Source organism: Ochrobactrum sp. SFR4, assembly GCF_019730395.1.
Classification (GTDB): Bacteria; Pseudomonadota; Alphaproteobacteria; order Rhizobiales; family Rhizobiaceae; genus Pseudochrobactrum.
On the sequence record NZ_JAAPBB010000013.1, the window covers coordinates 1 to 16750 of the forward strand.

The window sequence follows — 16750 nt, forward strand, 5'->3', positions numbered from 1 at the left end:
GATAGAGCTATCATGAGCCGAAAATCCTCTCTTCTCAATTAACACTGTTTTGTCTCAAGGGCGCTGATGTCGGACAAGCCGTTGCGGTTGTACCATGTCGGGATACTTGTAAATCCTGTAGGCAGGCTACGGGTAAAATCTCTAAACTCGCGCATCTTTAAAGGAGTTTTGTTTTGAATTATTTCAATAAACCGCTGACGCATAGCATTAAAATTGACATAAGCCGGACACCCTAATCCCTCCGGGAATGGTTCAGCATCGTCAAAATTAAATTCTTCGCAACAATACAATAGCGGACTTATTGATTCAAAAAGAAAGCCAGAGGCGATTTCAGACGGGGGATGAAAATCAAGAATAGTTCCTAATGGAGAGGCGATACACAGATTCCCTCTTATGCTATTCATTATGCGATTTTCACAACAATCAACAGGGCTGAAAAGAACAATAGACCTCATGACCCGTGATAGATCACCGCCGTAGAGCACTTTGCGCTCATTTATTTCGCGTTTAAATATATCAGGCCATCTAATATTCAGTTTCTCATAAATTAATTTATGAACGCTGATATAACCAATGGGAGCGAACATTCTTATCCCTTCACCATCTTTACGACCTGTCCATTCCGGCCGGTGACATGTTGTGACCAGCGCACCATCAGATTGCGCCGTTGTTCAATAAAATCTGTTCTGCGATAGGCACGCTCTACAGAGCCGCCGACGATATGCCCCAAAACCGTTTCTGCAATGTCGTGAGGCGTTTCGGTTGTTTCTGCGATCCAGTCCCGAAGGCTTGAGCGGAAGCCGTGCGGGCGGGCTTCTAATCCTGCCCGTGCCATAAACATTCCCATTGTCATGTCTGAAATCACGCCCTTTCGAATACTCGGAAATAAATAGCCGTTACGGGCATGGCTTCGAGCCTGTGCTATGACTTCCAATGCTTCCGGCGATAATGGGACACGGAAATCACTCGTGGCATCTTTGCGGCCTTTCATATCCTCAGCGGGGATTGTCCAGATATCGCCGTCTATTTGCTCCTCACATATATGGCGGAGAGGCCCCGAACGAACACCGGTCAGTATGAGCAAGCGCAAAGCAAGGTGCGTAACTGAGCCGTCAGATAATCCTGAATAAAAGGCCGGAACCTCAACCCAAGGCATTGCCGGTATGTTTTTAACTTTATGCCGTTGTTTGCCGAGAAGGGCGCGGGCTTTGTCCGTTGCCTGCATATCCACATCGAGGCCGAGAGCAGCAGCATGTTTCATGCAGATGCGAAGTCGCCCTAATGCCTTCTCTGCCGTGGCCGCTTTTGAGTGCCAGATAGGGGCGAGGGTGTCCCGAATATCCGTCTGGTTAATGTCTGCTACTGGAACTTTGCCAAGCTTAGGCAAGATATGATGCTCAAGCGGGCTGAACCAGCGCCCAGCGTCCCCATCGCCTTTCAACTCTGCTTTACGGCTTTCGAAGGCATCAAGCGCTATATCCTTGAGTAAGTGGAGATTGCGGGCTGCTTCGCGCTTGTTGCGTTCTCGTTCTTTAATAGGGTCAATATTCTCGCGTACCATCGCCCTGTATCTGTCAGCGGCTTCTCTGGCTTCTTTCAGAGAAACGCTGGAAACGGAGCCAAGCCCCATTTCTCTGCGCCTGCCATGAACAGTGATACGCAGCACCCATTGCGCCCCACCATCATCTCGCTTGTGAAGCCACAGACCGCCCCCGTCAGCATATTTGCCAGCAGGGGCATTCTTTACCGCAAGGGCGCTCAATTTATTCAGTCCGCGACTCAATTTTTATCCACCTCTCAATCCACCTTTGAGTGTGCGATTGTATGAGACTAAATGATAGAGTATGATTGCGTACGAAACAAGAACAGTTTTGAGTTGTATGGAGTTTGATAGTAGGCGATACAGCGTGATTTTCCCTGATATTACAATAAGATGCCCTCTATCCGCACCACTTTTATTCTCTGTTTTTTGTAGGTCTTTGTAATTGCAGCATGTTTGAAGCTGTAATTTGGATCAAACTGCATTTTTGGCCGGTTTTGTGATACAAAGCGTGATACAAATTGCGTTATAATGCAGTTTGAGATGTCCTCTTTTCTCATTGCCTGCTGTTTATAGTCTCCGCAGCAAATATATCCTGCCGGATAGTGCTGAATTTCATCAATTCTAAAACTTTATGACCGAAGTTTCCGCATAATATATTTATGCTGATGCAGTCTTATCAAAGCTTTAGAAAGGTTTGAGACTATGGGAAACTATGGTGCGCGTTACGGGCAATATGCTCATGGGTTTGGATGCTTGTGCCATAGTCCGGCAATCACACAGCTGAATGAACGTATTGGTCGCGGACTAAGCCGCCGTTCTGTCCTGAGCGGCCTTGCGGCTGTGATGGCGGGCGCCGTGGTTGCTGATCCGGTTCAGGCACTGGCTCAGACACCCGTTTCTGTCGCAGGCCAACCTGTTTTGCTGAAAAATCTGCGCATTTTCGACGGAAAATCCTCAAAGCTGCTTGAAGGGCATAATGTTCTGGTGAGCGGCGGAAAGATTACGGATATTCTCAAGGCTTCAGAGAATGTTGCTGATGCGCAGGTGATTGATTGTGGCAACCGCGTGCTGATGCCGGGTCTGATTGATGCCCATTGGCATAGTATTCTGGCGGCTATTCCGCAAATGGTGGCGATGACATCTGATATTGCCTATGTGCATCTTGTTGCGGCGCAGGAAGCACAGCGCACGCTGATGCGTGGATTTACGACAGTGCGTGATCTTGGCGGGCCTTCATTTGCGCTGAAACGTGCGATTGATGAAAAGCGCATTCCGGGGCCTCGTATTTATCCGTCCGGCGCGATGGTGTCACAAACCTCCGGTCATGGCGATTTTCGCCAGCGCAGTGATATTCCCCGCCATAGTGCGAATGATCTGAGCCTTGCGGAATCGGCAGGTATTGCTGCGATTGCGGATGGTGAGGCCGAAGTGCTGCGTCGTGTGCGTGAACAGCTGATGCTGGGTGCCAGCCAGATCAAGATTATGGTCGGCGGTGGTGTGGCTTCAGCCTATGATCCGCTGGATTCACTGCAATTTACTGAAACTGAAATCCGTGCGGCTGTCATGGCTGCCAAAGACTGGGGCACTTATGTCTGTGCACATGTCTATACCTCCGCCGGTATTCAGCGGGCGCTGGCTTGCGGTGTGCAGTCAATTGAGCATGGTCAGCTGGCCGATGAGGAAACCGTTAAGCAAATGGCTGATGCCGGTGCATGGTGGAGCATTCAGCCGTTTCTGGCGGATGAAGACGCCAATGTTTATGCCTCGCAGATACAGAGTGATCAGCAGAAACTGATTGCGGAAGGCACGATCCGTGCATTTGAACTGGGGCCTAAATATAATGCCAAAATGGCATGGGGGACGGATATCCTGTTTAATCCGAAAGGTACGGCCTCGCAGGGGCGTCAATTGACGAAACTGGCGCGCTGGTTTGACAATGGCGATGTGCTGAAAATGGCGACCGGCACCAATGCAGAACTGCTGGCAATGTCCGGAAATCGCAATCCGTATGCTGGCGCTATCGGCGTGATTGAAAAGGGCGCAATGGCGGATATGCTGCTGATTGACGGTAATCCGCTGGAAGATATTTCACTGATTGCTGATCCAGATAAAAATATGAAGCTGATCATTAAGGATGGTGTAATTCATAAGAACACACTAGCTGCATGAACTTTTGATGTGATGAAATATTTCTGCGGCCGGATATTCCGGCCGTATTTGTATGAAGTTGAGGGAACTGGAATGCGTACCGGTAAAATGAAACTGATCGCATCGGCTGTCACGATGATTGCGTTGTTTTCAGGCTCAGCTGCTCATGCCTTTACAGCAGGGGATTATTACCTGCCGGTTAGCGCAGAGGCTAAGGCCATTACCGGCGATATTCAGATTGATGATTTCAGTATTCGTTTTGAAACCGGAGCGACGATGAAATTCGCTGAGTTGGTTGCAGAGACATTTGAAGTTGACGGGAAGGAGCTGCCTGCTTCTGTGTATCGTGTTGCTCAGCCTGCTGATCCGGCCTTGAAGGACGGACAGCACTTATGCGGTAATGGTGACGTCTCTTATATGGTCTATTGGATGGCGGTGCCGGAGCAGGTCACGATCGGCGTTTTTACCGGCGATAAAGCACCCCGCAATGATACGGAACGCTGCAAGGCATATATTTACAAGAACCGTTGAGGTTGCATGATCACGTATCAAAGCCGCTCCGGCTATCGGAGCGGCTTTGATGTTTGCAACAGTCAGCTGTCTTACAGCTTGCTTTCCAGCAGTGTGGTTAGCGCTTTTGTACGCGGCTCGATATCACCGGTATTGGAGAAAGGCTTCCAGTTGATTGTCAGCTTGCCGTCTTCAAAAGTCAGGCCGTCAGCATAGTTTGATGCCGGAGCAGTTTTCTCGTCATAGAGAATGACAACGGATTTGAGCTTCTCTTTCAGGGCTGTTTTGCCCATATCATCCGCTGCAATGGCTTTGAATGAGCGGATAACCGGCTCAATCACAATATTTTGCAAATAATCCGGATTGGCATAGGAATCCGCATAGCCCGGCAAAGCGAGGCTGTTGAGGTTCAGTTCAATCGCAACCGGAAAGCCTGCTGCATCCTGAATGGATTTTTCATATTGCGGCCAGACATCTTTGGCATAGGCTGCAATGGCGCGGCGTTCCGCAAGACCTGCTTCCTGTGCATGGGAAGCAACAGGTACAAACGGTAAAAGCAGTGATAACAAAGCAATCAAACGAAATTTCATTCTGTAATCCTTGAAACAGAGCATAAAGCAGGGCCTGTATCAGAAGTGTCTTTCCCGTAAAAGGGCCGGTTTTTAGCAGCCGGATCAGCTACTTTATTATTGCAGATCGGGGAATGGCCGCTGTGATGTGCCCGCAGGAGCGTGTCATATTTGATTGTATCCATTACGGCCGCTCTGTCTCTTTGTTTTACGTATGTCGTTATCAGAAAACCGGTGCCCGCTTTTCTGCGGCATGGTTTTGCCGGTTTTATCCTGAAACGGCAGTAATTAAGGAGATCAGGCTGATAAAATCCGATGGATTGCAGGGTGAACATTCAATCGCATCTTGTATTTTGCGGGCGCTGATTGTAATGGGTTTGCGATAAATGGGATTCTGGCGCAATGCTGTCGCACGGGCTCTGTTACGAAATGTGACTTTATGCCGGTGAATGAGCAGATATTGTGCAGGAAATTCAATAGCAGAAATCAGGTATGGCTGCTTAAAATCCGTACCATTTATATGTAGAGTCACTGTCATAATCCGGCAGGCTTTATATCCGTTCCGGGATGTCTCATAGCCTTTGCGCATATTTGTGCGCGGTATGTGACAAACAGAAAAACAAGAAATTTCGCTAGCCACGGCGGCTACGGTCATGTGGCCGGTCATGCGAAACGAAGACAAAGTGAAGGTTTTGACATGCAGGTTACCGAAACGCTCAATGAAGGGCTGAAGCGCGAGATCAAAGTCGTGGTTCCGGCACAGGATCTTGAAGCAAAGCTTGCTGAGCGCCTCGAAACCGCTCGCGGTCGCGCTAAGATCGATGGTTTCCGTCCTGGTAAAGTTCCTGCAGCACATCTGCGTAAGATGTACGGCAAGTCTTTCATGGCTGAAATCGTGAATGAAATTCTGAACGATTCAACCCGTTCGATCCTTGCTGACCGCAACGAAAAAGCTGCAACCCAGCCTGAAGTTGCAATGAGCGAAGACGAAGCAGAAGCTGAAAAGGTTCTGGCCGGTAAAGCTGATTTCGAATTCACCATGAATTACGAAGTTCTGCCGGCAATCGAAATCAAAGACGTTTCCGGTCTCAAAGTGACCCGTGAAGTTGTTGATATTTCGGACGAAGAAGTTGAAGAGCAGGTTAAGAAGATTGCTTCTTCCGCTCGTACTTTCGAAGCGAAAAAAGGCAAAGCTGAAGACGGCGACCGCGTTACCATGGATTACCTTGGTAAGCTCGGTGATGAACCGTTTGAAGGTGGCGCAGATCAGGATGCACAGCTGGTTCTCGGTTCCGGTCAGTTCATTCCGGGCTTTGAAGATCAGCTGATCGGTGTAAAAGCCGGTGATGAAAAGCAGATCAAAGTTACTTTCCCTGAAAATTACGGCGCTGCTCATCTGGCCGGCAAAGAAGCAACCTTCGACATCACTGTGAAGGAAGTTGCTAAAGCTGCTGAGCTGGAACTGAACGACGAAGTTGCTAAGAAGCTGGGTATTGAAAGTCTTGATCGTCTGCGCACTGTTGTTCGTGAACAGATCGAAGGTCAGTACGGCCAGATCACCCGCCAGAAAGTTAAGCGTCAGATCCTCGACGGTCTGGATGCAGAATATCAGTTCGAAACACCAGAACGTCTGGTCAATGCTGAGTTCAACAACATCTGGCAGCAGATCAATTTCGACCTGCAGCAGGCTGGCAAAACTTTTGAAGACGAAGAAACCACTGAAGAAGCTGCGCGCGAAGAATATCGCAAGCTGGCTGAACGCCGTGTGCGCCTTGGTCTGGTTCTTTCCGAAATCGGCGAAAAAGCCGGCGTAGAAGTAACCGAAGAAGAACTGCAGCGCGCTGTTTACGATCAGGTTCGCCGCTACCCGGGTCAGGAACAGCAGGTTTATGAATTCCTGCGTAAAACTCCTGATGCAGTTGCTAACCTGCGCGCACCAATCTTTGAAGAAAAGGTTGTTGATCACCTGCTCGGCACAATCTCCGTCACCGATAAAAAAGTGACTAAAGAAGAGCTGACAGCTGACGAAGAAGGCGCAGAAGAAGCAAAGCCAGCTAAAAAAGCTGCTCCAAAGAAAAAAGCAGCTAAAAAAGCTGACGATGCAGCTGAATAATCAGACCGCATAAAGTTACGAGAAAGCCGCGTTGCAAAACGCGGCTTTTTTGTTGGGCTGTCAGTGATGGCTTTACTGCTGGTCGTGTTTCGCTATTGTGATGCGATGCAACCAAGACCTTATTATCATTTATGTAAATTACTGAGCGACGAGCTGCCGCAACCTGTCTGGTCAAAGAATGTGATTTTATCCGCCTTCCGGCCGGATATGATTGCAGAACTCCATGCTTTGCTGACAGCCTCCTATGAAGCTGTTGGTAATACAGTGCCGCCATTACGTGACTGGTGGCAGGCATTGTCTGCGGATGAGGAATATGATGCTGGTCTGATTTTTCCGGTGACAGATACCCAAGGACAACTCATCGCTTTTGCGCAATGCTGGAGCAGTGCTTTTATCAAGGATATTGTTGTGCATCCCGACTGGCGCAGACAGGGCATCGGTGAAGCTTTATTGCTGCATTGTTTTCAGGTTTTCCAGTTGCGCGGTGCGGAGAATGTTTGTCTCAAAGTAGAGAGTAATAACCCCTTTGGAGCAGGGCGGCTCTACCGCCGGGTTGGTATGGCGGATGTATGACCGTGCTGTGAGGTCATTTATCTTTACAAGCCCATGCTTTGTTACGGGAATTTGTACTTTTTCCGTCAATGCAGGGTGCACTGTTGCACCATAATGTTTATAGTCCGCGCCATGATCGTTTATTGATGCTGAAACAGTGCTGTTGTGATGCACAGAACACTTGCCAGTCAGGCCGGTTTGTTTTAGCCAGAAGCATGAGAAAACGGCGGAGTTTAGCTCGCGCCGCAAAACAGAGATTTAAGAGCCCATGTCCCTTATCGATACACGCACGCCAGACCCGAAACGCCTGATCTCCGGTGCCACCGGTGACTGGGAAATCGTGATCGGGATGGAAGTTCATGCGCAGGTGACTTCCAATTCCAAATTGTTCTCCGGTGCTTCCACCGAGTTCGGTGCCGAGCCAAATGCCAATGTTTCGCTGGTGGATGCCGCGATGCCGGGTATGCTGCCGGTTATCAATGCGGAATGTGTGGCGCAGGCTATTCGTACCGGTCTCGGGCTGAAAGCGCAGATCAATCTGAAATCGGTTTTTGACCGCAAAAACTATTTCTATCCGGATCTGCCGCAGGGCTATCAGATTTCTCAGTTCAAGCAGCCGATTGTAGGTGAGGGCACTGTGACTGTGTCTGTCGGCCCTGATTCCAAAGGCCAGTTTGAAGATGTTGAAGTTGGTATTGAGCGTGTGCATCTGGAACAGGATGCCGGTAAATCCCTGCACGATCAGCATCCGAGCATGTCTTATGTCGATCTGAACCGTTCCGGTGTGGCGCTGATGGAAATCGTTTCCAAGCCGGATATCCGCTCATCGGATGAAGCACGCGCTTATATGACTAAGCTGCGCAGCATTTTGCGTTATCTTGGTACCTGTGACGGTAATATGGATCAGGGCTCAATGCGCGCAGATGTGAACGTTTCTGTGCGTCGTCCTGGCGGCGAATTCGGCACCCGTTGCGAAATCAAGAATATGAACTCGATCCGCTTCATTGGTCAGGCGATTGAATATGAAGCGCGCCGCCAGATCGGTATTCTCGAAGATGGCGGGAAGATTGATCAGGAAACCCGTCTTTATGATCCGGTAAAGGGTGAAACCCGCTCGATGCGCTCCAAAGAAGAAGCGCATGATTATCGCTATTTCCCTGATCCTGATCTGCTGCCGCTGGAATTCACACAGGCTTATGTGGATGAATTGGCATCAGTTCTGCCGGAACTGCCGGATGACAAGAAAACCCGTCTGGTTGAAACCATGGGTCTGTCTGTCTATGACGCATCCATTCTGATCACTGAAAAAGCCATTGCTGACTATTTCGAATCGGTTGCAGAAGGCCGTGACGGTAAAGTTGCTGCAAACTGGGTCATCAATGATCTGCTCGGCGCTTTGAACAAGGCCGGTAAAGATATTGAAGATGCTCCGGTTTCTCCGGAACAGCTGGGCGCTATTCTTGATCTGATCAAGGAAGGCACAATCTCCGGTAAAATCGCAAAAGACCTGTTTGAAATCGTCTGGAACGAGGGCGGTGATCCGAAAGAGATCGTCGAATCCCGCGGCATGAAGCAGGTGACTGATACCGGCGCGATTGAAAAGGCCGTTGATGAAATCATCGCTGCCAACCCTGAAAAAGTGGCTCAGGCAAAAGAAAAACCGACACTGGCAGGCTGGTTTGTTGGTCAGGTGATGAAGTCGACCGGCGGTAAAGCAAATCCGCAGGCTGTGAATGATCTGGTTAAAGCGAAACTGGGCATCGAATAATGTGGCTGCGCTCTGCAAATAAGAATGATCTGAAGGCTGTGCACCAGTTGCTGGTCAAAACCTGGCACGCCACATTTGATGATGTGCTGGGTATTGAGACCGTCAATAAGGTGACAGGTGAATATCATTCTGTTGCTGCGCTGACACGCAATTTGGCCAAGCCTTATTCGGAATTTGTTGTGGCCGATGACGGCGAGGGCAACCTCGTCGGCATGGCTTATGCCAGCCAGAGCAAAGACGGTATTGCGGAGCTGCACCAGCTTTATGTTGATCCTGAACAGCAGGTTCAGGGTATCGGCACCATGTTGCTGGCGGAGATTGAAATGGCTTTTCCTGATGTGGAGAAGCTTGCTCTCGAAGTGATTGCTAAGAATCAGAAAGCTCTGGACTTCTACACCCGCAAAGGTTTTGAAAAGACCGGCGAGGCAAATGATTGGGGTACGCTCAATCTGGATATTCCGGTTATTAAAATGGAAAAGTCTTTGACAGGCTGGTCTATGTAACCGGAGCATCCCGCATTTAATTGTGCCTGTTGCGCCCGTACAAAGTTTTGTGAGTTAAGTGTTCTCCGGTGTTAAATGGCGCCACTTAACTGCGAAATGCTTAAAACAGCGGCAACTTGACCCTTGCGACACGCCTCAGATAAGGGCATAAGCAGGGAATAATCTGCATGATCCTGCGCCTTTATGGTCAGGATAGTTCAGGATCCGGAAGTGCTATGAAAAAATTTATTATTCAGGTCTTTACCTGGTGGAACAGCCAGACTATCGGCACCCGTCTTCATACATGGCGCAAAGGTAAGCGCGTCGGTGAAGATGAGTTCGGTAATGTTTATTATACCGGTGGTAAGGATTCTGAAGGCCGCACCCGTCGTTGGGTTATCTTCAACGGCTATAGCGAAGCCAGTGCAATTCCTGCCGGCTGGCATGGCTGGATGCATCACCGCACCGACACGCCGCCGACTGAAGAAAACTATCAGCCGCGCGAATGGCAAAAGCCGCATCAGCAGAACCTGACCGGTACGCCTTATGCTTATCGCCCGCAGGGTGCGATCTCCGCATCCGGTCAGCGCCCTAAAGTGGGCGGCGACTATGATGCATGGACACCGAATTAAGATTCAGTCCTGATAGATTTGACAGGCGGCATGGTTTTTCAGCTGTGCCGCCTTTATCTTTCCCCTAAATTTACGTCCGGTGCAGTGGTCTGCCGCTCTGGATTGGGGAAAACCCTGTCCGGCGAGTTTTTTTCTCACAAATGCCGCAAAGAACAGGCTAATTTTCCGGCGGGTGTTTTCTCCGCATCCGTTTATGCAACCAGTACCAAAGGCAGAATGTGTATGAATGTTTCTTCCGGACGATCTTTTGGAACAACATTTCTGCTGGTTGCAGGGCTGGCACTTGCCGGTCTGGGCGTAGCATCTGAGGCACGTGCCGAGCGTATTTCCAATAAAGTTGCGGAATTTTCCGGTCTGGACAAGATCACCGGCCGGATCACAACTTTTGACGTTTATATTAATGAGACAGTGCAATTCGGTGCGTTACAGGTAACGCCGAAGGTTTGCTACAGCCGCTCGGATAATGAAGCGCCGCGTACCGACAGTTTTGTGCAGGTGGATGAAATCACACTGGATCGTAAAATCCGCCGTATTTTCTCCGGCTGGATGTTTGCTGATAGTCCGGGTCTGAATGCGGTAGATCATCCGGTTTATGATATCTGGCTGAAAGACTGCAAGCAGACGTCCGATATTCCTGCGCCGCAATAAAAGCTTGGCAGCTTCAGAATTGCGCCGGTGTTAAAATCGCCGGCAGCAACATATCTTCATAATCCTTCGCAGGAATTTCAACAGCGCCAAAACGCTGTAAATGCTCCGTGGTAAACTGCGTATCCAGCAGTTTGAAACCATGTGCACGCAACCGCTCTACCAGATGCACGAGGCAGACCTTGGAAGCATCGGTGACATGGCTGAACATGCTTTCACCAAAGAATGCGCCACCCAGCGACACACCATAAAGACCGCCGACAAGCTGTCCGTCCTGCCATGCTTCAACAGAATGGCAGTGTCCGGCTTTGTGCAGGGCAATATAGCCGTCACGGATCGTCTGATTGATCCATGTACCGGCATTGGGATCCCGCCTGATCGCACAGCCTTCCAGCACCTGTTCAAAAGCGGTGTCATAGCTGATCTCGAATGGCGAGCGCTTCAGTGTTTTTTGCAGACTGCGGGAAATGTGGAACTTATCGAGCGGGATAATGCCGCGTTGTTCCGGTCGTACCCAGAATATTTCCGGATCATCAGCACTTTCTGACATAGGGAAAATGCCGGAGGCGTAAGCCCGGAGCAAAAGCTCCGGGCTTAAATTTTGAGGCGGAGGGGATTTGCGTCCCGCCACCGGAGTTACTGACCCGATGCGTTTTTCTTTTCCAGATATTTTTCAAGCCAGTGGATATCATAATCGCCATTGGCGATATCCGGATTGGCAATCAAATCCTGGAAAAGCGGCAGGGTTGTATCAACGCCGTCAACGACGAATTCATCCAGCGCACGACGCAGACGCATCAGGCATTCCACGCGGTTACGGCCATGCACAATCAGCTTGCCGATCATGCTGTCGTAATATGGCGGGATTTTATAGCCGCTATAGACGCCGGAATCGACACGAATGCCCAGACCACCCGGTGTGTGATAATGCTTAATCGTGCCCGGTGACGGTGTGAATGTGCGTGCGTTTTCCGCATTGATACGGCATTCAATCGCATGACCGGAGAAGCGTACATCGTCCTGCTTGATCGACAGACCAAGACCGGCGGCAATACGGATCTGTTCATGAACCAGATCAATACCGGTGATCGCTTCGGTAATCGTATGTTCCACCTGAAGACGGGTGTTCATTTCGATGAAATAGAACTCGCCGTTTTCATAGAGAAATTCGATTGTACCGGCACCACGATAACCCAGTTCTGCAACCGCATTGGCGCAGATCATGCCGATCTTGTCACGGGCTTCGGAATTCAGGGCAGGGGAGTTGGCTTCTTCCCAGACCTTCTGGTGGCGGCGCTGCAGTGAGCAGTCACGTTCGCCCAGATGCACAGCTTTGCCTGCACCGTCGCCAACGATCTGAACTTCAATGTGACGCGGCTTTTCGAGATATTTCTCGATGTAAACAGCGTCATCACCGAATGCAGCTGCAGCTTCCGAGCGTGCAGTATTATAGGCAACAGAGATATCTTCTGCCGATTTGGCAACTTTCATCCCGCGGCCGCCGCCACCGGAAGAAGCCTTGATGATGACCGGATAGCCGATTTCTGAAGCAATACGAATTGCATCCTGTTCACTGGCAACCCCGCCGTCAGACCCCGGAACAACCGGAATGCCGAGGCGTTTTGCAGTCTTCTTCGCTTCGATCTTATCGCCCATGATGCGGATATGCGCAGCGGTAGGGCCGATGAAGGTAATATCATGCGCTTCAAGAATTTCAGCGAATTTGGCATTCTCGGAGAGGAAGCCGTAACCCGGATGGATTGCATCAGCACCGGTGATTTCGCAGGCAGCAACGATCTGGTGAATATTCAGATAGCTGTCGCGCGATGATGGTGGTCCGATACATACGCTTTCATCTGCGAGGCGCACATGCATGGCATCGGCATCGGCAGTGGAGTGAACGGCAACAGTCTTGATGCCAAGCTCCTTACAGGCGCGCAGCACCCGCAGGGCAATTTCGCCGCGATTGGCTATGAGGATTTTTTGAAACATCGGAGCTCCTGCCTCAGGCATAATCTGAGACAGACTATGCATTAATTCAAATTGGTCAGCGATGGCTGTATGTTTGAAAATACAGCCGTGATCTGTGAAAGATCTTATTCGATGACGATAAGAGGTTCGCCGAATTCAACTGGCTGGCTGTCGCTGACTAGAATAGCAGTCACTGTACCTGCACGCGGAGCAGCAATCTGGTTCATGGTTTTCATCGCTTCGATGATGAGAACTGTCTGGCCTTCTTTAACGCTCTGGCCGACTTCCACGAACTGCTTGGCACCCGGTGCCGGTGCGAGATAGGCTGTACCAACCATTGGCGAAGGCACGGCGTTTTTGGATTTGTCAGCAGCTTTCGGTGCTTCTGCAGCCGGAGCAGGCGCAGCGGCGGCAACCGGTGCTGCGGCAGCAGGTGCAAAATATTGCTGAGGTGCTGCAGCCTGAACAGTGATATTGCGTGATACGCGAATGCGCAGATCGTCCTGTTCAACTTCAATTTCTGTCAGATCGGTATCTTTGAGGATGTTCGCGAGATCGCGAATGATCGTCTGATCGATACCGGAGCTTTTGTTCGTCATGGGTCTGGCCCCTTTACCGCTGATATATATTGTTGTTTCTTCAGAGCCTATTCCGATCCGGTTAAAGCAGATCGGAATAGGCTCCCATTTTTATTTTCGCAGTTTTGAACGGAAAACCGGTTCCCGTTTTTGCCTTAACTGCTTTTAGCATATGCCTGACGGTCAGGGTACATTATGCTGGTTAGGTATGCGTGGCATAATCCACTCTGAAAATCCGGTCAACTTTCAGGATTATGCTGATAGCCGGCGAGAGCCCGCAGACCCATCAAATAACCTTCCGCACCGAAGCCGCACAGTACAGCTTTGGCAACCGGAGAAACGAAGGATTTGTGGCGGAACTCTTCACGGGCATGAATATTTGAGAGGTGAACCTCAACCACTGTCACCTGAGCTGCGCGAATGGCATCAAGCAGCGCAATAGATGTGTGTGTATATGCTGCAGGGTTAATCAGAACCTGCGCGCCTTTCTCACCGGCTTCCTGAATCCATGAGACCAGATCGCCTTCGTGATTAGACTGACGGAAGTCAATTTCCACGCCCAGCTTTTCAGCTTCTTTGCGGCAGTTTACGTGAATATCATCAAGGGTCGTCGAACCGTAAATTGCCGGTTCTCTTTTACCCAGCATATTCAGGTTCGGGCCGTTCAGAATGAAAATCACTTGTGCCATCGGGTGTGGTGTCGCTTTACGATTCCGTTATTCGTATGAATTCAGCTTGTCTGAAGTCTTTAACTCTTCCCATATAATGGGGAATGCTTTGCTGTTAAAGCCTGTAAATTGTATCCGTACAGGCTTTAACTGCATTTTCCGGCACTAAATTCAAATTTTATAGATAAAATTATGAATTTTATTTGTTGCCGGTGTTTGATTGACGCTGTTCAGCAATTTTTTCAGACAATGTTTCCAGACCGACAGCACCCGGAACCAGCTCATTGCCGATAATATAAGACGGTGTGCCGGAAATATTCAGCGCCTGAGCAACATTATAAGCGCTCTGGAAGGAGGTCACGACCTCTTTGCTTTTCATTAGTTCACGCAGCTTTGCTTCGTCCGCACCCAAAGAGGTAGCAATCTTCATTGCGCTCTCTTCGGTAGAGCTTTTCGGCTCTTTCATCAGCGCTTCGTGCAATTCCATGTATTTTTCAGGCATCAGGCGCTTGAATGCCTGTGCAACCAGATGGGTACGCATGGAATCCGGTCCGAGAATCGGGAATTCTTTCAGGACAAAGCGGATATTCGGGTCGGCTTTGAGCAGCGCCTGCATATCCGGCATTGCGCGTTTGCAATAACCGCAATTGTAATCATAGAATTCAACGATGGTCACATCGCCTTTCGGATTACCGTAAACGGCATCATTGGCGTCGTTGAAAATCGAATCATGATTTTCTGTAATGATTTTGGATTGGCTGTCACGGGCTGATGCGGCCTGTTTCACCTCCAGAGCGTCCTGCACTTCAAGCATAACTTCCGGATTGGCGATCAGATATTCGCGGACGATTTTCTCAACGGCAGCTTTATCGAGCGGTTTTGCTTCTTGTGCATGGGAAGCTGCAACGGCTGAAACCAGAGCAGCTGCGCCGAAAACAGTGGTAGCTAAACGGCGCTTGAAATGAATGGTCATAGGATCACTCCGGATAAACCGGCCTTGTCGTTCGGGTTAAAGGTGGTAGTCCGCCACACTGGCGAAATGTGAAGTTCTGTTACGGCAAACCGGTATTGGTTTCCCGTGGTTTATTTCTTTTTGGTCTTGGTATTGATGATGTCCTGTGCCCGCAGCCAGTCCGGCGAGCCTGATTTCAGGCGTGTCTGCGCACGGGTTGCGAAAATCCTGGCCTCATTGATACGGCCTGCATAATAATGCTGATCCGCCGTTGCGAGGTCTGAAAGTCCCATCTGGCCGGACTGGCCATAGGCCTGTGCCAGATAGCCGTAACCTTCCGAAAATTCCGGATCACGAACCATACCTGCTTTCAGCTCGCGGATAGCCGCTTCCATATTGGCTTTATTGCCGGTCAGCATCAAAGCGCGGCCATAGCTCATACGGATCAGGCTGGATTTGCGCGGATCAAGCGCGGCAGCCTGTTTGAACTCGGCGGCAGCACCAGTCGGATTATTGGCTTTCAGCAGCATTTCCCCCTTTATTTCACGGAAATAAGGGTTTTTCGGTTGCTCTTTGATTAATGCATCGATTTTTGGAATGGCATTGCGGGGATTGCCATTGAGAAAAGTATAAATCGCATCGCCGTAACGGGCGCCTACGCCGCGCGGATTGTTGCGGAACATGCGTTGCAGAGAGCCGAGGCCGCCGGAATAGGCTGCGATTTTTGCCCGCGCCATATCATGACGAAGCTGCAGGGCTTCCGGGTCTTTTTTCTCAAAATACGGGCTTTGATGAGCCAGTGTCGTCAGATTGGCAATACGGTCACGCGGCAGCGGGTGGCTGATACGATAGGCATCAACCTGTGTGCCGCTGATCGATAAGGCGCTGGCAAAGCGCTCGAATGTTGTCAGCATGCCTTTGGCGGACTGGCCGGTTTTATTCAGATAATTGATTGCCGAGCGGTCGGCTGCGGCTTCTTCCGAGCGCTGATAGGACAGCAGGCTGCGCATGGCAATTTCACCGCCACCGGCTGCAATACCGCCACCGGCACCGGCAATGGCACTGTTGCGGGTCGCCGCACCGGCAATCCCCGCACCAAGGCCGAGCAATGTGCCGATAACAGCCATGGTTTTGGCCTGTTTCAGCTGTTCACGCAGGCGATCCTGATGGCCGCCGGCAAGGTGGCCGGTCTCGTGGGCGATAACACCGATAATCTCATTCGGGGTTTCAGACTGGAGCAGGGCACCGGTATTGATAAAGATGCGTCGTCCGTCGACAAAAGCATTGAAGCTCGGGCTGTTGACCAGAATTGTACCGATACGCTTTTTACCAAGACCTGCGGCATTGAGAATTGGGGTTGTGTAATCGGTAACGAGGGCTTCAATTTCTGCATCACGCACGACCGGTACTGAGCGCGACTGCGCTGAGGCAGTGACTGCGGAGCCGGCCAGAATAGCGGCGGAAATCATCAGGGAAAGCGGACGGCGCAGCCTGTGGCGGGCGGGAACCGTTGCCGGTGCTGCCGGTTGCGGCGCAGGGGCTGTATAAAGAAGAGCGGTTTCGGCCATCAATAAAATCCTGTTTTAAAAACGATCAAGAGCGGTAGCACGGTATCGCAC

Annotated in this window: 18 protein-coding genes; 8 read left to right on the forward strand and 10 right to left on the reverse strand. The window is 50.3% G+C overall.

Annotation, left to right across the window (positions count from 1 at the left end; genetic code table 11):
- Window positions 1–38 precede the first annotated feature (38 nt).
- Window positions 39–587 (reverse strand): hypothetical protein, encoded by a 549-nt coding sequence (locus HBA93_RS14250; RefSeq protein ID WP_221723689.1) that lies wholly within the window; start codon window positions 585–587, stop codon window positions 39–41.
- A 2-nt stretch (window positions 588–589) separates the two neighbouring features.
- Complete coding sequence (locus HBA93_RS14255) at window positions 590–1783, reverse strand: tyrosine-type recombinase/integrase (protein WP_221723690.1); 1194 nt, start codon at window positions 1781–1783, stop codon at window positions 590–592.
- Between the two features lie 462 nt (window positions 1784–2245).
- On the opposite strand from HBA93_RS14255, the gene HBA93_RS14260 reads away from it, so the two are divergent.
- Both HBA93_RS14260 and HBA93_RS14265 read left to right on the forward strand, forming a co-directional pair.
- Complete coding sequence (locus tag HBA93_RS14260; RefSeq protein ID WP_221723691.1) at window positions 2246–3712, forward strand: metal-dependent hydrolase family protein; 1467 nt, start codon at window positions 2246–2248, stop codon at window positions 3710–3712.
- A gap of 72 nt (window positions 3713–3784) precedes the next feature.
- On the forward strand, window positions 3785–4222 hold the full coding sequence (locus HBA93_RS14265) for a hypothetical protein (RefSeq protein WP_286201944.1): 438 nt from the start codon (window positions 3785–3787) through the stop codon (window positions 4220–4222).
- Window positions 4223–4293: 71 nt separating this feature from the next.
- Here HBA93_RS14265 and HBA93_RS14270 read toward each other — a convergent pair whose 3' ends face one another.
- Together HBA93_RS14270 and HBA93_RS14275 are read right to left on the reverse strand one after the other, a co-directional pair.
- Complete coding sequence (locus HBA93_RS14270) at window positions 4294–4791, reverse strand: hypothetical protein (RefSeq protein WP_221723692.1); 498 nt, start codon at window positions 4789–4791, stop codon at window positions 4294–4296.
- A gap of 247 nt (window positions 4792–5038) precedes the next feature.
- Window positions 5039–5425 (reverse strand): hypothetical protein, encoded by a 387-nt coding sequence (locus HBA93_RS14275; RefSeq protein ID WP_163026261.1) that lies wholly within the window; start codon window positions 5423–5425, stop codon window positions 5039–5041.
- 42 nt (window positions 5426–5467) lie between these two features.
- Here HBA93_RS14275 and tig point away from each other — a divergent pair, with 42 nt between their 5' ends.
- The 6 genes from tig to HBA93_RS14305 all read left to right on the forward strand — a co-directional run bounded on the left by tig (window position 5468) and on the right by HBA93_RS14305 (window position 10965).
- Window positions 5468–6883: a trigger factor gene (gene tig / locus HBA93_RS14280; protein ID WP_121993412.1), complete on the forward strand. Its 1416-nt coding sequence runs from the start codon at window positions 5468–5470 to the stop codon at window positions 6881–6883.
- Window positions 6884–6949: 66 nt separating this feature from the next.
- Window positions 6950–7456, forward strand: coding sequence for a GNAT family N-acetyltransferase (locus HBA93_RS14285; protein ID WP_221723693.1), 507 nt, complete (start codon window positions 6950–6952; stop codon window positions 7454–7456).
- A 247-nt stretch (window positions 7457–7703) separates the two neighbouring features.
- Window positions 7704–9203 carry an Asp-tRNA(Asn)/Glu-tRNA(Gln) amidotransferase subunit GatB gene (gene gatB / locus HBA93_RS14290; RefSeq protein ID WP_221723694.1) on the forward strand — a complete coding sequence of 500 codons (1500 nt, stop codon included), beginning with the start codon at window positions 7704–7706 and terminating at the stop codon, window positions 9201–9203.
- Window positions 9203–9706, forward strand: coding sequence for a GNAT family N-acetyltransferase (locus HBA93_RS14295; RefSeq protein ID WP_221723695.1), 504 nt, complete (start codon window positions 9203–9205; stop codon window positions 9704–9706). The genes gatB and HBA93_RS14295 overlap by 1 nt, the downstream gene beginning before the upstream one ends.
- Before the next feature lie 215 nt (window positions 9707–9921).
- The gene (locus HBA93_RS14300) at window positions 9922–10317 is read left to right on the forward strand and encodes an NADH:ubiquinone oxidoreductase subunit NDUFA12 (RefSeq protein ID WP_022711464.1); all 396 of its coding nucleotides are present in this window, start codon (window positions 9922–9924) and stop codon (window positions 10315–10317) included.
- Between the two features lie 222 nt (window positions 10318–10539).
- Window positions 10540–10965, forward strand: coding sequence for a DUF2155 domain-containing protein (locus HBA93_RS14305; protein WP_051139045.1), 426 nt, complete (start codon window positions 10540–10542; stop codon window positions 10963–10965).
- Between the two features lie 13 nt (window positions 10966–10978).
- On the opposite strand, the gene aat is transcribed toward HBA93_RS14305, so the two are convergent.
- The 6 genes from aat to HBA93_RS14335 form a co-directional block, all read right to left on the reverse strand.
- A complete protein-coding gene (gene aat / locus HBA93_RS14310) occupies window positions 10979–11593 on the reverse strand; it encodes a leucyl/phenylalanyl-tRNA--protein transferase (RefSeq protein WP_121993416.1) in 615 nt (204 codons plus the stop codon).
- 5 nt (window positions 11594–11598) lie between these two features.
- The gene (gene accC, locus HBA93_RS14315; RefSeq protein ID WP_121993417.1) at window positions 11599–12954 is read right to left on the reverse strand and encodes an acetyl-CoA carboxylase biotin carboxylase subunit; all 1356 of its coding nucleotides are present in this window, start codon (window positions 12952–12954) and stop codon (window positions 11599–11601) included.
- 104 nt (window positions 12955–13058) lie between these two features.
- Window positions 13059–13532 carry an acetyl-CoA carboxylase biotin carboxyl carrier protein gene (gene accB, locus HBA93_RS14320; protein ID WP_121993418.1) on the reverse strand — a complete coding sequence of 158 codons (474 nt, stop codon included), beginning with the start codon at window positions 13530–13532 and terminating at the stop codon, window positions 13059–13061.
- A gap of 218 nt (window positions 13533–13750) precedes the next feature.
- Window positions 13751–14200: a type II 3-dehydroquinate dehydratase gene (aroQ, locus tag HBA93_RS14325; protein WP_221723696.1), complete on the reverse strand. Its 450-nt coding sequence runs from the start codon at window positions 14198–14200 to the stop codon at window positions 13751–13753.
- Window positions 14201–14378: 178 nt separating this feature from the next.
- Window positions 14379–15152: a DsbA family protein gene (locus tag HBA93_RS14330; protein ID WP_121993420.1), complete on the reverse strand. Its 774-nt coding sequence runs from the start codon at window positions 15150–15152 to the stop codon at window positions 14379–14381.
- Between the two features lie 110 nt (window positions 15153–15262).
- The gene (locus HBA93_RS14335) at window positions 15263–16600 is read right to left on the reverse strand and encodes a M48 family metalloprotease (RefSeq protein WP_121993456.1); all 1338 of its coding nucleotides are present in this window, start codon (window positions 16598–16600) and stop codon (window positions 15263–15265) included.
- Between the last annotated feature and the right edge of the window lie 150 nt (window positions 16601–16750).

Bases quoted from the DNA above. Each gene is read 5' to 3' on its own strand.
- HBA93_RS14250 (WP_221723689.1), bottom strand. From the start codon at position 587: ATGTTCGCTCCCATTGGTTATATCAGCGTTCATAAATTAATTTATGAG.
- HBA93_RS14260 (WP_221723691.1), top strand. From the start codon at position 2,246: ATGGGAAACTATGGTGCGCGTTACGGGCAATATGCTCATGGGTTTGGA.
- HBA93_RS14265 (WP_286201944.1), top strand. From the start codon at position 3,785: ATGCGTACCGGTAAAATGAAACTGATCGCATCGGCTGTCACGATGATT.
- HBA93_RS14270 (WP_221723692.1), bottom strand. From the start codon at position 4,791: ATGAAATTTCGTTTGATTGCTTTGTTATCACTGCTTTTACCGTTTGTA.
- HBA93_RS14275 (WP_163026261.1), bottom strand. From the start codon at position 5,425: ATGACCGTAGCCGCCGTGGCTAGCGAAATTTCTTGTTTTTCTGTTTGT.
- tig (WP_121993412.1), top strand. From the start codon at position 5,468: ATGCAGGTTACCGAAACGCTCAATGAAGGGCTGAAGCGCGAGATCAAA.
- HBA93_RS14285 (WP_221723693.1), top strand. From the start codon at position 6,950: ATGGCTTTACTGCTGGTCGTGTTTCGCTATTGTGATGCGATGCAACCA.
- gatB (WP_221723694.1), top strand. From the start codon at position 7,704: ATGTCCCTTATCGATACACGCACGCCAGACCCGAAACGCCTGATCTCC.
- HBA93_RS14295 (WP_221723695.1), top strand. From the start codon at position 9,203: ATGTGGCTGCGCTCTGCAAATAAGAATGATCTGAAGGCTGTGCACCAG.
- HBA93_RS14300 (WP_022711464.1), top strand. From the start codon at position 9,922: ATGAAAAAATTTATTATTCAGGTCTTTACCTGGTGGAACAGCCAGACT.
- HBA93_RS14305 (WP_051139045.1), top strand. From the start codon at position 10,540: ATGAATGTTTCTTCCGGACGATCTTTTGGAACAACATTTCTGCTGGTT.
- accC (WP_121993417.1), bottom strand. From the start codon at position 12,954: ATGTTTCAAAAAATCCTCATAGCCAATCGCGGCGAAATTGCCCTGCGG.
- accB (WP_121993418.1), bottom strand. From the start codon at position 13,532: ATGACGAACAAAAGCTCCGGTATCGATCAGACGATCATTCGCGATCTC.
- aroQ (WP_221723696.1), bottom strand. From the start codon at position 14,200: ATGGCACAAGTGATTTTCATTCTGAACGGCCCGAACCTGAATATGCTG.
- HBA93_RS14330 (WP_121993420.1), bottom strand. From the start codon at position 15,152: ATGACCATTCATTTCAAGCGCCGTTTAGCTACCACTGTTTTCGGCGCA.
- HBA93_RS14335 (WP_121993456.1), bottom strand. From the start codon at position 16,600: ATGATTTCCGCCGCTATTCTGGCCGGCTCCGCAGTCACTGCCTCAGCG.